At 55.2% G+C, this 13,187-nt stretch carries 14 protein-coding genes; 8 read left to right on the top strand and 6 right to left on the bottom strand.

Annotated features, from left to right (window positions below; translation table 11 throughout):
- Positions 1–4: 4 nt before the first annotated feature.
- Both RIC29_04825 and RIC29_04820 read left to right on the top strand, forming a co-directional pair.
- Entirely contained in the window at positions 5–523 is a 519-nt protein-coding gene (locus RIC29_04825; GenBank protein ID MEQ8734225.1) for an ATP-binding protein, read from the top strand.
- Between the two features lie 142 nt (positions 524–665).
- Positions 666–2,423 carry a histone deacetylase family protein gene (locus tag RIC29_04820; GenBank protein ID MEQ8734224.1) on the top strand — a complete coding sequence of 586 codons (1,758 nt, stop codon included), beginning with the start codon at positions 666–668 and terminating at the stop codon, positions 2,421–2,423.
- A gap of 75 nt (positions 2,424–2,498) precedes the next feature.
- On the opposite strand, the gene RIC29_04815 is transcribed toward RIC29_04820, so the two are convergent.
- Genes RIC29_04815 through sdhC form a run of 4 tightly spaced genes read right to left on the bottom strand, consistent with a single transcriptional unit; the run spans position 2,499 to position 5,881 of the window.
- A complete protein-coding gene (locus tag RIC29_04815; GenBank protein MEQ8734223.1) occupies positions 2,499–3,281 on the bottom strand; it encodes a succinate dehydrogenase iron-sulfur subunit in 783 nt (260 codons plus the stop codon).
- Positions 3,282–3,308: 27 nt separating this feature from the next.
- On the bottom strand, positions 3,309–5,093 hold the full coding sequence (gene sdhA, locus RIC29_04810; GenBank protein ID MEQ8734222.1) for a succinate dehydrogenase flavoprotein subunit: 1,785 nt from the start codon (positions 5,091–5,093) through the stop codon (positions 3,309–3,311).
- Positions 5,094–5,097: 4 nt separating this feature from the next.
- Positions 5,098–5,493 (bottom strand): succinate dehydrogenase, hydrophobic membrane anchor protein, encoded by a 396-nt coding sequence (gene sdhD / locus RIC29_04805; GenBank protein MEQ8734221.1) that lies wholly within the window; start codon positions 5,491–5,493, stop codon positions 5,098–5,100.
- A 4-nt stretch (positions 5,494–5,497) separates the two neighbouring features.
- Positions 5,498–5,881, bottom strand: a complete 384-nt coding sequence (gene sdhC / locus RIC29_04800) for a succinate dehydrogenase, cytochrome b556 subunit (GenBank protein MEQ8734220.1) — start codon at positions 5,879–5,881, stop codon at positions 5,498–5,500.
- Positions 5,882–6,100: 219 nt separating this feature from the next.
- Between sdhC and RIC29_04795 the strand changes: the two genes are divergently transcribed.
- The 6 genes from RIC29_04795 to RIC29_04770 all read left to right on the top strand — a co-directional run bounded on the left by RIC29_04795 (position 6,101) and on the right by RIC29_04770 (position 11,565).
- Positions 6,101–6,874 (top strand): hypothetical protein, encoded by a 774-nt coding sequence (locus RIC29_04795; GenBank protein MEQ8734219.1) that lies wholly within the window; start codon positions 6,101–6,103, stop codon positions 6,872–6,874.
- A 34-nt stretch (positions 6,875–6,908) separates the two neighbouring features.
- Positions 6,909–7,691: a hypothetical protein gene (locus tag RIC29_04790; GenBank protein MEQ8734218.1), complete on the top strand. Its 783-nt coding sequence runs from the start codon at positions 6,909–6,911 to the stop codon at positions 7,689–7,691.
- Positions 7,688–8,422, top strand: a complete 735-nt coding sequence (locus tag RIC29_04785) for a hypothetical protein (GenBank protein MEQ8734217.1) — start codon at positions 7,688–7,690, stop codon at positions 8,420–8,422. The genes RIC29_04790 and RIC29_04785 overlap by 4 nt, the downstream gene beginning before the upstream one ends.
- A gap of 151 nt (positions 8,423–8,573) precedes the next feature.
- A complete protein-coding gene (locus RIC29_04780; protein ID MEQ8734216.1) occupies positions 8,574–9,770 on the top strand; it encodes a class I SAM-dependent methyltransferase in 1,197 nt (398 codons plus the stop codon).
- Positions 9,770–10,126 (top strand): hypothetical protein, encoded by a 357-nt coding sequence (locus RIC29_04775; protein MEQ8734215.1) that lies wholly within the window; start codon positions 9,770–9,772, stop codon positions 10,124–10,126. Before RIC29_04780 ends, RIC29_04775 begins: the two co-directional genes overlap by 1 nt.
- 44 nt (positions 10,127–10,170) lie before the next feature.
- Positions 10,171–11,565, top strand: coding sequence for an MFS transporter (locus tag RIC29_04770; GenBank protein ID MEQ8734214.1), 1,395 nt, complete (start codon positions 10,171–10,173; stop codon positions 11,563–11,565).
- A gap of 31 nt (positions 11,566–11,596) precedes the next feature.
- Here the strand turns inward: RIC29_04770 and RIC29_04765 are convergent, their stop codons facing one another.
- Positions 11,597–12,142, bottom strand: a complete 546-nt coding sequence (locus RIC29_04765) for a VOC family protein (protein ID MEQ8734213.1) — start codon at positions 12,140–12,142, stop codon at positions 11,597–11,599.
- Between the two features lie 16 nt (positions 12,143–12,158).
- Complete coding sequence (locus tag RIC29_04760) at positions 12,159–13,175, bottom strand: LLM class flavin-dependent oxidoreductase (protein ID MEQ8734212.1); 1,017 nt, start codon at positions 13,173–13,175, stop codon at positions 12,159–12,161.
- Positions 13,176–13,187 lie beyond the last annotated feature (12 nt).

The raw sequence follows: 13,187 nt of genomic DNA, 5'->3' as shown, positions 1-13,187 counted from the left end.
TCCGGTGGACCGCCACACCCCAGATCAATTGATTCATATGGTGTGCGGCTCAACCGGCGCAGGCAAGTCGACCTATGCGTTAGACCTCTGCCAGGCCATCGACGGTGTGCACCTGTCCATTGACGAATGGATGGTGACCTTGTTCTGGGACGACAGCCCCGACCCCCTGGAATTTGAATGGACTATGGAACGCGTCAACCGCTGCGAAACCCAAATCTGGGCGACAGCGGTGCAACTCACCCCATACAAAGTACCGTCTGTTTTAGACCTTGGATTTACCACCAAAGACCATCGCACAAAATTTGTGGAGCTGGCCAAAGAGGCCGAGTTGGAAGTGCAACTGCATTTTCTGGACTTGCCCCAAGACCAACGCTGGGCGCGGGTGCAGCATCGCAATAAGAAGAAAGGCAGCACCTTCCAACTGGCCGTTGACCGGGAAATGTTTAACTTTGTCGAGGAGATGTGGGAACCGCCCGACGCCAGCGAAATGGCCACCCTCAACGGCGTGCATGTCACCGAATAAACGCCATGCATAATTTTTGAAGAATATCTATTTTACTCACAGGAGATGCGTATCTTTCGTATAGAGCGCATCGGGTGTATATGGCGCAGCCATGCGGCCTTGGGCGTATCGCTCTCGGCTTACACGACGAGGAAATTTTAAGTTGATTCGTATTCGACGCATTTTTGATACGGCCGCACCAGCCAACCGGCGTGCGGTGGAAGAAGTTCAGGCCATCATCCGGTCTCAATTTGACGACCTGACCGAGGCAAAAATCTCGGAGTTGCCAGAGAAACTTCATAATCCAATGAAGTTCGATTTTCGCTCGCTGTTGTTTGTTTGTGATGACCGTAGAGGGCAAGTCCGGGGCTTCGCGCAGCTTTCATTAGACCCGGCGCTGGGGTTTGGATTTCTCGATCTGATCGCCCTGAAAGACACCACCAAAGGCGGCGGCATCGGCGCTGCGTTATATCAACGTGTCCAGGAAGAGTGCCTGGCACTAGGCTGCGGTTGGCTGTTTCTCGAATGTTTGAGCGATTTGCCAGAATATCACGGCACCCCCGAATTCAACGCGGAGAACAGTGCCCGGTTGAGATTCTATGAACGATTGGGGGCCTCTCCGGTCTTGGGGACCGCCTACGAAGAACCGCGCGTCGCCAATGATGGTAACGCATACTTTTTATTGGCAGACGATTTGGGGCGAAATCAGGAGCTTGGCCAAGATTTTGCGCAAGCCGCCGTGAAAACGATCTTGAAACGCAAATACAAAGGCAAACTCAACGACCGGCAGATCAAAAAAATTGTCGGCTCATTTCAAGACAATCCAGTTCGGCTGCGGCCTTTAAAATATTCCAAAAGCAAGAAACCGCTAAATCACGCGGTCGTCCCAGAGGACGAAAAAATCGCGTTATCCTTCAGCGACGCCCATGTCATGCATCACATCAAGGACACTGGATACGTTGAGGTGCCGGTGCGGGTGAATGTTATTCGAGAAGAGATTACCAAAACAAAACTATTTAAGAGACTGACGCAACGGGCGTATCCGGACAAACATATTTTAGCCGTTCATGACAAACGCTTTTTTTCGTATTTCAAGAAAGTCGCCCTGTCGATCCCTGCAGACCAAGCGGTATTCCCAGATGTGTTTCCTATTCGCAAGGATGTGGGCCGCCCCAAACCGATTGCGGCACATGCGGGCTATTACTGCATTGATATCTACAGCCCCATTAACCGGAATTCTTTTCTGGCGGCGCGCAAAGCTGTTGATGCAACCTTAACCGCAGCACAGTCTATTGAGGAAGGTGAAAACCTTGCCTATTCCCTGGTCCGCCCGCCGGGGCATCACGCAGGAAGAGATTCCTTTGGCGGTTATTGCTACTTCAACTCCTCGGCCATCGCCGCACATTACCTGACACGCCATGGACGGGTGGCCATATTGGATTTGGACTATCATCACGGCAACGGGCAAGAGCAGATTTTTTATGAACGCTCTGACGTTTTAACGGTGTCCATTCATGCTGACCCTGCCTACGAGTACCCTTACTTCAGCGGCTACAAAGAAGACATCGGCGAAAAGGACGGAGAAGGGTATAACCTGAACTTGCCTATGGGCCGCGACATTGCTGGCCGCGCCTACATGCGGACTTTGAAAAAGGCGCTGAAACGCATTCAAGAGTACAAACCAGAATTTCTGGTGATCGCCCTGGGCCTCGACACGGCGCAGAATGACCCGTCAGGGGCCTGGAATTTGCTGACCGACGATTTCCGCGCCAATGGGGCAGCCGTGGGCAACTTGAAAGTCTCAACCCTGGTGGTTCAAGAGGGCGGTTATGACACAGCCGTTTTGGGCCACAACGCCAGCGCGTTCCTGTCTGGACTGTGGCAGGGGTTTTACGATCGCAAGGGGACAGGCTCCGCATGATTTTTTGAGCGGCAACTCAAAAAAAGGCCGCCGGAACAGTCCAGCGGCCTTTGATGTTTTTGAGGGCTGAGGGCCTTATCCGAGCCGTTCAACCATTTTCGATTTGATGTCTGCAATCGCCTTAGCCGGATTCAAGCCCTTGGGGCAGGCGTTGGTGCAGTTCATAATGGTGTGACAGCGATACAAACGGAACGGGTCTTCCAGTTCGTCCAGACGCTCGCCCGTGGCTTCGTCACGGCTGTCGTTGATCCAGCGGGCCGCTTGCAGCAGCACGGCGGGGCCGAGGTAGCGATCCCCATTCCACCAGTAACTGGGGCAGCTGGTGGTACAGCAGAAACATAAAATGCATTCCCACAAGCCGTCCAACTTGGCCCGGTCTTGCGGAGACTGTTTGCGCTCGCCATTGGGTGGTGGTGGCGTGTCGGCTTTCATCCAGGGCTCGATAGAGGTGAGCTGGGCATAAATATGCGTGACATCAGGCACCAAGTCTTTGACCACTGGCAAATGCGGCAGAGGATAGATTTTGACGTCTGACTTGCACTCGTCGATGGGTTTTAAGCAGGCCAGCGTGTTGCGGCCATCAATGTTCATGGCGCACGATCCGCAAATGCCTTCGCGACACGAGCGGCGCAGGGTCAGTGTTGAATCCATCTCATCTTTGATTTTGAGAAGGGCGTCGAGCACCATCGGCCCGCAGGTATCCATATCGACTTCATACGTGTCGATTTGCGGATTGTCGCCCGTGTCTGGATCGTAGCGGTATACTGAGAACGTGCGTGTGTTTTTCGCACCATCCGGTCTGGGGTGGGCTTTGCCCTTTTTGGGCTTTGAGTTTTTGGGAAGAGAAAGTTCAACCATCAATAATACTCCTAATACACCCGAGCCCTAGTACACACGGGCTTTTGGCTCGATGTACGCCACATCATCCGACAGGGTGTAAGTATGCACGGGCCGATAATCCAGCTTGATCGACCAATCTTCATTGAGATAGGCCAGGGTGTGCTTCATCCAGTTTTCATCATCACGATCTGGATAATCTTCATGGGCGTGGGCACCACGGCTTTCATGACGCGCTTCAGCGCCGACGATGGTCGACAAGGCACACGCCATGAGGTTGTCCAGCTCCAACGCTTCAATCAGATCGGTGTTGAAAATGAGACTGCGGTCCGAAACCTTGAGATCAGAAATCGACGCCGCGATCCCGGCCAATTTATCGCAACCTTCTTTGAGGGTCTTTGAGGTGCGGAACACCGCCGCGTCGTTCTGCATGGCGTTTTGCATATTGCCGCGAATCTCAGAGGTTGGCGAATCTCCGTTTGCGTTGCGGGCCTTCTCCAAGCGACCGAGTGCGTAATCCGCTGAGTCTTTGGGAAGATCTGGCAGTGTCGCCCCTGGCGTCATGGTATCGGCACAGCGCAAGGCCGCAGCGCGGCCAAACACGACGATATCTAACAGCGAGTTGGTGCCGAGACGATTAGCCCCATGGACCGAAACACTGGCACATTCACCGACGGCCATCAGGCCCGGGAACACCGCATCCGGATTATCTGCATTCGGCTTCAGCACTTCGCCGAGGTAGTTGGTTGGGATGCCGCCCATGTTGTAGTGCACGGTTGGCAGCACGGGGATGGGGTCTTTGGTGGCATCAATGCCCGCGAAAATCTTAGCGGTTTCCGTAATGCCCGGCAGACGTTCCCACAACACATCAGAGCCCAGATGCTCGAGGTGCAGGAGGATATGATCGTTTTTCGGCCCCGTACCGCGCTGTTCGCGGATTTCCATGGTCATGGCGCGGGAGACAACATCGCGCGACGCCAAATCCTTGGCGGTCGGCGCATAGCGCTCCATGAAACGATCGCCTTCGGAGTTGGTCAGGTATCCGCCTTCGCCGCGTGCGCCTTCGGTGATAAGCACACCCGCGCCGTAAACCCCGGTGGGATGGAACTGCACGAACTCCATGTCCTGCAAGGGCAGACCCGCGCGCGCGACCATGGCATTGCCATCGCCAGTGCAGGTGTGGGCCGAGGTGCAGGAGAAGTAAGAACGGCCATAGCCGCCGGTGGCTAGAACAACCTGGTTGCCGCGGAAGCGGTGAATTTCGCCGGTGGCCATATCAATCGCCATGACGCCAACGCAGCGGCCTTCGCTAATGATCAAATCAATGGCAAAGAACTCAACAAAAAACTCGGCGTTATGCTTGAGGCTTTGTTGATACAGCGTGTGCAAAATGGCGTGGCCGGTGCGATCGGCCGCCGCGCAGGCGCGCTGCACAGGGGCTTCACCAAAGTTACGCATATGACCGCCGAAGGGGCGCTGATAAATCTTGCCCTCGGGGGTGCGTGAGAACGGCACGCCGTAATGTTCCAGCTCACGGACAGCCGGAATGGCCTCGCGGCACATGTATTCAATGGCGTCTTGGTCGCCGAGCCAATCGGACCCTTTGACCGTGTCGTACATATGCCATTCCCATTTGTCCTCGGCCATGTTGCCGAGGGCCGCGCCGACACCGCCTTGGGCGGCAACCGTGTGGCTGCGGGTGGGGAACACTTTGGTAATACAGGCCGTTTTAAAGCCTTTTTCGACCATGCCAAACGTCGCCCGCAAGCCAGCACCGCCAGCGCCAACAACAATAACGTCATAGTCGTGATCAATAATATCGTAGGCAGCCATACCGTTAAGCCCCGAGCGCAATTGTAAGAATGGAAATAATGGACAGGGCAGCCAGTGCGTAACAGGCGAACTTGACCAAGAGGTTGGTAGCGGTGCGCCAGCCGTGCGAACTGACGTAATCCTCAATTACCACCTGCATCCCCAGTTGGGCATGGTGAAAGGCCACCGCTAAAAACAGGATCATCACGGTTGCGTTAATCGGTTGGCCGAACCAATTCAAGAATGCGGCGTAATCATGCCCGGCCAGCGCAATCAGGGACGCCACAAACCAGATGGTGAGCGGGATTAAAGCAATCGCCGTGACGCGCTGTAACCACCAGTGATGAGTGCCGTCTTTGGCAGAGCCAAGGCCGCGTGCTTTGCCAAGGGCAGAACGCAAAGAGTGAGACTTCGAGGACATGCGCTTAACCTCCCAGAGCCATGACCCAGACCACGGCCGTCAGTGCGGCAGCGGCAACCAGAACAGCAATATCTGCCCGGCGGGTCTCATGGAGTTCAAAGTAGCGGCCAAAGTCCCAAAACAAATGGCGCACACCGTTAAATAAATGAAAGAACAAAGCGAACGAGAAGCCGAACAGCAGCAGCAAACCAATCCAAGACCCCAAGAAGCCTTGAACCTGGTCAAAAGCCTCAGCGCCATAAGCAGCCGCTGTAACCCACCAGGTCAACAGCAAGGTTCCGATGGTCAATCCAATACCTGTGATTCTGTGGGTGATGGACATGAGCGCCGTGAGCGGCAGGCGGTAGACCTGCAGGTGCGGCGAGAGGGGTCTGTTGTGTGTCGGCATGTTCGACAAAAGCCCTTTATGCGGTTGTGCGCTAACCCCTGTATTCTCAAAGGGTTAATGCCTCTAAATCAGTTTCTGTGCAGTGCGATATACCTACTCCCGGCCCTGCTTCAAGTCAACGGAACGAGCGGTTTCAAGCGCTCAGCCCAAATCTATGGAATCGGTTGCGTTGACGGTATTCGCGCGCAACCATAGACCCTTCGTGAGTGGGGATTAGCTATGACTCATAATAGACCGGACTTTAAGCGCGCTGGACCGTCGCGACGCAGGCTTTTACTGGGCTTGGGTGCTACTGCCGGTTTGGTGGCCGTTCCGCAAGAAGACGCGCGCAGTGCCAACGTAGTCCGCGCCATTGAGGCCACCTACGACATGCGCATTCTCTCGACCGGCGAAGTCTATGGCCATGAAAACTGGTCGTTGTATGTGCATCCGGACGGCAGCCGCACCCTCTCGGTGCGCTTAATCAACCGGGATTACGACCTGTTTCGCACCATTGTGCACCGGGTGGATGCCGCCTTCCGGCCTTTGGAATGTCAGTTACTGTATTATCGTGGCGGCACACGCCGGGGCTCGGCCTGGTTTCAGATTGAGGGCAACCGCCTGCGCGCCGAAGCCGATTTGCCAACAGGCCGCGTGACCCATGAGGTTGAGGTGCCGGATGAATTTTCAATGGTCAATCATGCGGCGGCGGCGGAAGGCTGGCATTTCTGGTACTGCCCCAAAGACGGCAAGGAACATCAAGCCACACTGTATAACCTGCGGGTCGACACAACTTCGGCGGAAGGCATTCTGGGCCGGGTGCATACCCGCACCATCCAGCACCTGGGGGCCAAAGAAACAATCACACCGGCGGGCACCTTTGCCTGTGATCATTATGCCTTTGGTGAACCGTCGCGCATTTGGGTTCACGGGCCAGACCACATGCCGGTGCGCCTGAGATTCGAAGCCGCAGACCGGGAGTTTGTGATCTCTAAATGGACCACGATGGGGTGAGCCCCAACGGCGTCTAATGAAGGAAAAATAAAAAATGAGACATCTGATCAACACCGCATATCGAACCGTCCTCATGGCTCCTCTGCTGCTGTGGTCGGCCTTCGTCGCCGCCCAAACCGGGGACTCTGAGGGGCCCAACATCAATATTCTGCGCTGGGCCTCCGGCACCTATGCCTACACCACGCTAACTGAACCGCGGGACCGGGGCTGGGAGCGCTTTCATATGAATGTGTATGCGGACGGTTCACGCACCATGAATATGTGGCACGATCTGAGCGCCCGCGACGCGCAGTTCACTGTGATTTTGCGGGTAAATGATGCCTTCCGGCCACAAGAAGCGTTTCTGTCTTACTGGGTGGCGGATGGGTTTAAGGGCTCGACCCTGATACGGGTTGAGGACGCCACCTTAAGCGCCAGTGCCAATGGCCCAGCTGGCTTGCACAATCAATCCCTCACGGTCCCCGCCACATTTTCCATCGGCGCGCATCCAGTCTCTGCCGATGGCTGGCATCTGGCGTCGGATTCCGGCGAGAACGATGCGGAACAAACGTCTAAAATCTATAGCCTGGAAGCCTCGGCCGACCTCACCAAGCCGCCCTTGGGCACCCTGCGCGATCTGGCGTTTAAACGCATCGGCGAAGAGACTCTTACGGTGCCCGCTGGCACCTTTGAGACCATTCACTACGATTTGTCTGGCAGCCAGGTGTGGGTCACCAAACAAGATCGTCTGATGGTGCGCATGATCAACGAACGCTTTGACCGGGACTACGTGCTGATCGAATTCGCCAGTGGTTCCAATGGGGAGAAGAAAGAATGAAACGCCATTTCGCAATTTTTGGGGGTCTGGCCTTTGCCATCATGCCGTTCTCGGCTTTTGCCGAAAACATCAACATCACGCGCTGGGCGAAGGGGGAATTTGAATATCGCGCGCTGTCGACCGGAGAAGTTTCAGGCGCAGAAGAATGGCATTTAACCGTGCACCCCGACGGTACGCGCACCATGCAGACCCGCAACCGATTGGATGAGGCTGGTTATCAACGCCACGTGACCTACCGCGTCGCTGAAAACTTCCGGCCCTTGGAGGTGACCTCGGTGTATTGGGTGAAAGGCGAATGGCGCGGCACCGGCTTATTCGCGATCAACGGCAATGAGCTGCAGGCCATTGTTAAAACACCCGACGGGATGATTGAGCAAACGCGCGCGGTGCCAGATCACTTCTCGATGATCCCGCATCCGCTATCCACCAACGCCTGGAACACCTGGTATTACGACAAAGCCAAGGGCGGCCCGCAACCGATGACCGTGTACGACATGGATGCCGGTGCCCAGGCTGTGAGTTCCATGCTGGGGAAGGTCTACACCCAAGATTTAGAATTTATTGGCACGGAAAAAATGACCACACCGGCAGGAACTTTCGATGTTGATCACTTTCGGGTGGAAGACGTGGTTGATATGTACATCACCGGGCCGGACGCTATTTTGGTCCGGTTTCAATGGATCCCGGCCGACCGCGATTATGTACTGACGAGTCTTGAAACAGGCTCTTAAGAGAGGCCTTGATCCGCTCGGCTGATGGTCATTATTGCCGGAAACCCGGCTATTGAGGCCAGGGCGGGCGCGCCTATATGGAATTCAGGACCGCCTTTCCCCTATAGTCGGGGTTCATTAAGATTATCTGCAGGACATGAAAGAGAAAGACATGACTGAGAACGTTGATCACGACCTAAAAGTTTCCCACACCAAAGACGAACGGTCGCGCCAGCACTTTGTGCAGGGCATGCGATCTTACGTTTTAAATGATTTATCCGGCCATATGAAAACCGTATGGGACCGTAAGGTGGAGCCGGAGTTTGAAAAAATAAACGGTCGCGCCCCGGCGGATGGCCCAGAGATTCATAAGGCGTTCAAGTCAGACACGATCTTCAAGTTTTATTCCGCCATGCGCTGCAACACCCAAGAAATGGTATGGCGATCTGTGATGCCGGCCATTGAGCGCGAAGGCCGCGATTTGTCGCGCCGCGCGCAAGTGCTCAGCCAGTCGGGTGAAAAGGCGCAGGGTACGGTTGAAACCGACCCTAAGTTCCAAGTGCCGCGCTATGTGTCTGAACTGGACGTGCACCTGATGCCGGGCAACTACCACGAAGAGCGCATTGATTACGATGTTACCCAGGGCGCGGTGTTCGACAACGGCTTGTCGGTGTTCACCTTTGGCCTGCTGGGCGAGCGCATGGAAGACATTACGGACTCAGTCTCGACCTTCTTCCAAGAACGCTACCCCGATGAGCAGCCGAAGAAGATTTTGGACATGGGTTGCACCCTGGGCCATTCGACCCTGCCGTGGAAAGCGCGCTATCCGGATGCGGAAGTCCATGGCCTGGATGTGGGCGGCCCCTGTGTGCGCTATGCCCATGCGCGGGCACAGTCGTACGGTGTGACGGCGCACTTCCATCAAATGGATGCGGAACACACCAACTTCGAAGATGAATCCTTCGATGTGGTGTACTCCTGCATGTTCCTGCATGAAGTGCCGCTAAAAAACATCAAGGGTGTATTTAAGGAGGCTCACCGCTTGCTCAAACCTGGCGGCGTGATGCTGCACTACGAACTGCCGCCTAATTCCATCATGGCGCCTTACGATGGGTTCTATCTGGATTGGGATTCCTATTACAACAAAGAACCGTTTTATAAAGCGTTCCGCGACACTGACGCCAAGGCTGAAATTGCAGAAGCCGGCTTTCAAGAAGACAGTTTCTTCGAGCATGTCGCACCGAGCCTGAACATTTATGGCAAAGACGCGATGATGGACGCTGTGAAACAAGACGGCCCGTCAAATGACAGCCAAGTTGGCCGTTTTGGCGATGGCGTGAAGTGGTACTTCTTCGGAGCCCGCAAGTAATGCCAGACGATTCCGCAAACTTGGAAAAGACGCCGCTGCGCTATAGCGTTAAAGGCAAGCGCATGAAGTTTTTCGAGGCCCAAGGCGTCGACGAACTGGTGTCCATCTGCATGGGCCTCGCCCAAGAGATGTGGGTGATCAAAGAACGCCAAGCCGCGTTGGAAGACGTGGCCGCTGAAAAGGGCGTTGTGCTGCCTGATGACGTAGAAGGTCATAAATTCTCGGCTGAAAAACGGGCGGCGTTAGATGGAGAAAAAGCAGAGTTTATTGATCGCGTTTTCTTTACCCTGCGCGAAGAAGCGGAATCTTTAGCGGCACAGCCGGAAGAAGAACCCCCAGCCCCCTCGCTGCCTTAGACGCATGAGTCACGGCGCGTCCTAACATCTGAACTGGAGCGCGTGTGACGGATATTTCTACTGACAACACCTCTGACAAAAACACTCTGAATCCCGCGCGGCAACACCTGTCCATTCCGTTTCAACTGGGATTTGGGGCCGGCCAGATTGGCGGCTCGATCCTGGCCAATACGCCAGCGCTGATTCTGTTGTTCTTCATGACTGACGCGCTAGGCATTCCCCCGGCCTTAGCCGGTCTTGCCGTATTCATCCCAAAGATTTGGGTAATCGTTTTAGACCCGCTGATGGGGCGAATTTCTGATCACACCCACAGCCGCTGGGGCCGCCGCCGCCCCTATATTCTGGCCGGGGCGTTAGGCTGCGGTGCGGGATTTTATTTTCTGTTTGACGTGCCAGCCTTCGACACCACAACGGCGCGCTTTATTTACATGACCGTAATGTTCACACTGGTCTCAACAGCGTTCTCGGTTTTTTCCGTGCCCTATCTGGCAAAGGCTGGAGAGCTGGCCCCCGACTATAAGGGCCGCACAACCATCATGGCCTACCGCATGGCCTTTCAATCCATCGGCATTTTGATCGGCATTGGCCTGATTCAATACCTGGTAGAGTGGGGCGGTGGCGGCCTGGCAGGCTACACCTTTATGGGCGGCGTTCTGAGCGTGATTTGTGTGATCACCATGCTTTCGCCCTTTGTTGCGTCGCGCAACATTGCGACTGAAACAGTGACCACGCCGTCCGTTCCCCTGCGGGTTCAAATACAAACGGCGTGGGAAAACAAGCCCTATGTGTCGCTGGCTTCGGCGGTAACACTGTATTGGGTGGCAGCAAGCTGTGTTTATGCCGGACTGCCGTATATGTTCAGCTACATCGTGGCCGGGTCGGCGGGATTGTTTTTTGATCTGGCGCTGTACATGACCCTCGCCGCCTTTGTTGCGATTCCAGCATGGACCTGGCTGGCAGGACGGATTGGTAAAAAGAAAACTTACATCGTCGCCACCTTTGCTTACTGCCTGACGGTTTTGTCCTGGCTGCCCGCGGCGCCCGATCAAGACCTTTTGGTGATCGGGCGGGGAATACTGGTGGGCCTGACGAACACCGGCATGCTGATGACCGCCGTTGCTATGCTGCCCGACACCATTGAGTTTGATCAGCTGAAAAACGGGATGCGCCGTGAGGGCGTGTTTTCCGGCATTTGGATGGCCATTGAAAAAGCGGGCAACGCCCTGGGCGCTTTGGTGTTCGGCGTGGTGCTGTCGGTTATGGGCTTTGTGGAATCCACCGGCGGTGTGCCCGTTGAACAAACGGACTCGGCCCTGAATGGAATTCTCGTTGCCTTCGCCATATTGCCGGTGGTGTTAATGCTGGCCGGACTGCTGATTTTACGACCGTATCAACTGGATGAAGACACTCTGGTGCAGATGAAGAAGGGTCAGATATAGAAGGTCGGTCTACTCACTCAGGTTCAGCTTTTTATTGTTCAGGTTCACCATCTTGTCCTTCAGGTTCACCTGACCATTTTTCCGGTTTATCGGCCCGCGAGGGATCCCATTCAATCAGATTGATCAGCGCGCCATCGGGATCACGGAAAATCATTTCCCGCTGTTTAACAAATCCGCCAACGCGCAGGGGTGCGGCCGGGCCGACAATTGTGTGGCCACCCGCTTCAAGCTTGGCGGTCACACCATCCAGATCATCGCAATAAAACACCATGCAGATTTCACCGCGATTCATGCCCGTGCTGGGGCGCTGCACAGGGTCGGGTTGCGGATTGGTCAATTCGAACAGCCCGACCATACCGTATTCCGGCTGGCCTTTGCGTTTGAGAATAACCACGCGGGTGGCTGTCGATTGCGGCACCGCCATGACCTGCCAAACGTTACCATCCGTAATGTCGCCTTCGAGAAACACATCATCGAAGCCGAGAACATCTGAGTAAAAGGTGCGGCTGACATCCAGATCTGAAACCATCAAGGCGGCGCGGATCATGGGACTGAAGTTGGGACTAAAGTGAGGCATGTGATTCTTCCGAAGTTTAGGCGGTGGCGCATTCGTTAAGCGCGAACGCAGCGGCAACCAGTTCATAGGATTTTACACGGGCACTAAAATCATGGGTGATCGTGACGATCATTATTTCGTCTACGCCACACGCAGCGGCCAAGTCTTCGAGACTTTGCTTCACTTTATCGGGTGGGCCGACCAATCCGGTTTTACTGGCCGACTCCGCCACGCGGCGCTCGCGATCTGTATACGGATAGGACTCCGCCTCTTCGGGCGTTGGGTACGGCCCCAGTGCGCCCTTGCTGAGTTGTAAACGCCACAGCTTGCGGCTTTGCGCCAGATAGTCGGCCTGCTCTTGGGTTTCGGCACAGACCACGCCCACACACATATTGGCTTTGGGCGCGGACAGGGTTTCAGACGGTTGGAAGGTATCACGATACAACTTCAGAATTTGCTCTGCGCCCTCGGGGTGGATGAAATGAGCAAAGCAGTAAGGCAATCCAAATTTGGCGGCGATTTGGGCGCTTTCATCGGATGAACCTAACACCCACATCTGCGGTGGCACCTCCGGCCTCGGCATGATTTTGAGCGGTGCCAGGGCTTTGTTCGCGGGTTCTGTGCCTGTTAGGAACGCACGTAAATCCAAAATTTTAGTGGGGTAATACTCGACCCCGATTTGCGATCCGTAGGCCATACCAAGGGTGGTCAGTTGGTCCCCGCCTGGGGCCCGGCCCAAACCGACGTCGATCCTATCAGGATACATGGTGGCTAAAAGAGAGAACGTTTCTGCAACTTTGACCGGACTGTAGTGGCTAAGCATTACGCCGCCGGAACCGACACGTATTTTAGACGTAGCCGCAGCAACACGCGTAATAAGAATCTCCGGCGCACAACCGGCAAGACCCGGCGTGCCATGGTGCTCGGCCAGCCAGTAGCGGTGATAACCAAACACCTCGGTCGCGCGGGCCAGTTCGAGTGTTTCATCGATGGCTTCTAACGCAGTACCGCCGGAACGAACGGGGGTTTGATCAAGGACACCTAAGGTTAACATCTATATCCAGAA

This window comes from Rhodospirillaceae bacterium (assembly GCA_040219235.1).
Classification (GTDB): Bacteria; Pseudomonadota; Alphaproteobacteria; order Rhodospirillales; family Rhodospirillaceae; genus WLXB01.
This window is presented reverse-complemented; position numbering and strand designations above follow the sequence as displayed.

Bases quoted from the DNA above. Each gene is read 5' to 3' on its own strand.
- sdhA (MEQ8734222.1), bottom strand. From the start codon at position 5,093: ATGGCTGCCTACGATATTATTGATCACGACTATGACGTTATTGTTGTT.
- RIC29_04785 (MEQ8734217.1), top strand. From the start codon at position 7,688: ATGAAACGCCATTTCGCAATTTTTGGGGGTCTGGCCTTTGCCATCATG.
- sdhC (MEQ8734220.1), bottom strand. From the start codon at position 5,881: ATGCCGACACACAACAGACCCCTCTCGCCGCACCTGCAGGTCTACCGC.
- RIC29_04780 (MEQ8734216.1), top strand. From the start codon at position 8,574: ATGACTGAGAACGTTGATCACGACCTAAAAGTTTCCCACACCAAAGAC.
- sdhD (MEQ8734221.1), bottom strand. From the start codon at position 5,493: ATGTCCTCGAAGTCTCACTCTTTGCGTTCTGCCCTTGGCAAAGCACGC.
- RIC29_04795 (MEQ8734219.1), top strand. From the start codon at position 6,101: ATGACTCATAATAGACCGGACTTTAAGCGCGCTGGACCGTCGCGACGC.
- RIC29_04775 (MEQ8734215.1), top strand. From the start codon at position 9,770: ATGCCAGACGATTCCGCAAACTTGGAAAAGACGCCGCTGCGCTATAGC.
- RIC29_04815 (MEQ8734223.1), bottom strand. From the start codon at position 3,281: ATGGTTGAACTTTCTCTTCCCAAAAACTCAAAGCCCAAAAAGGGCAAA.
- RIC29_04760 (MEQ8734212.1), bottom strand. From the start codon at position 13,175: ATGTTAACCTTAGGTGTCCTTGATCAAACCCCCGTTCGTTCCGGCGGT.
- RIC29_04765 (MEQ8734213.1), bottom strand. From the start codon at position 12,142: ATGCCTCACTTTAGTCCCAACTTCAGTCCCATGATCCGCGCCGCCTTG.
- RIC29_04790 (MEQ8734218.1), top strand. From the start codon at position 6,909: ATGAGACATCTGATCAACACCGCATATCGAACCGTCCTCATGGCTCCT.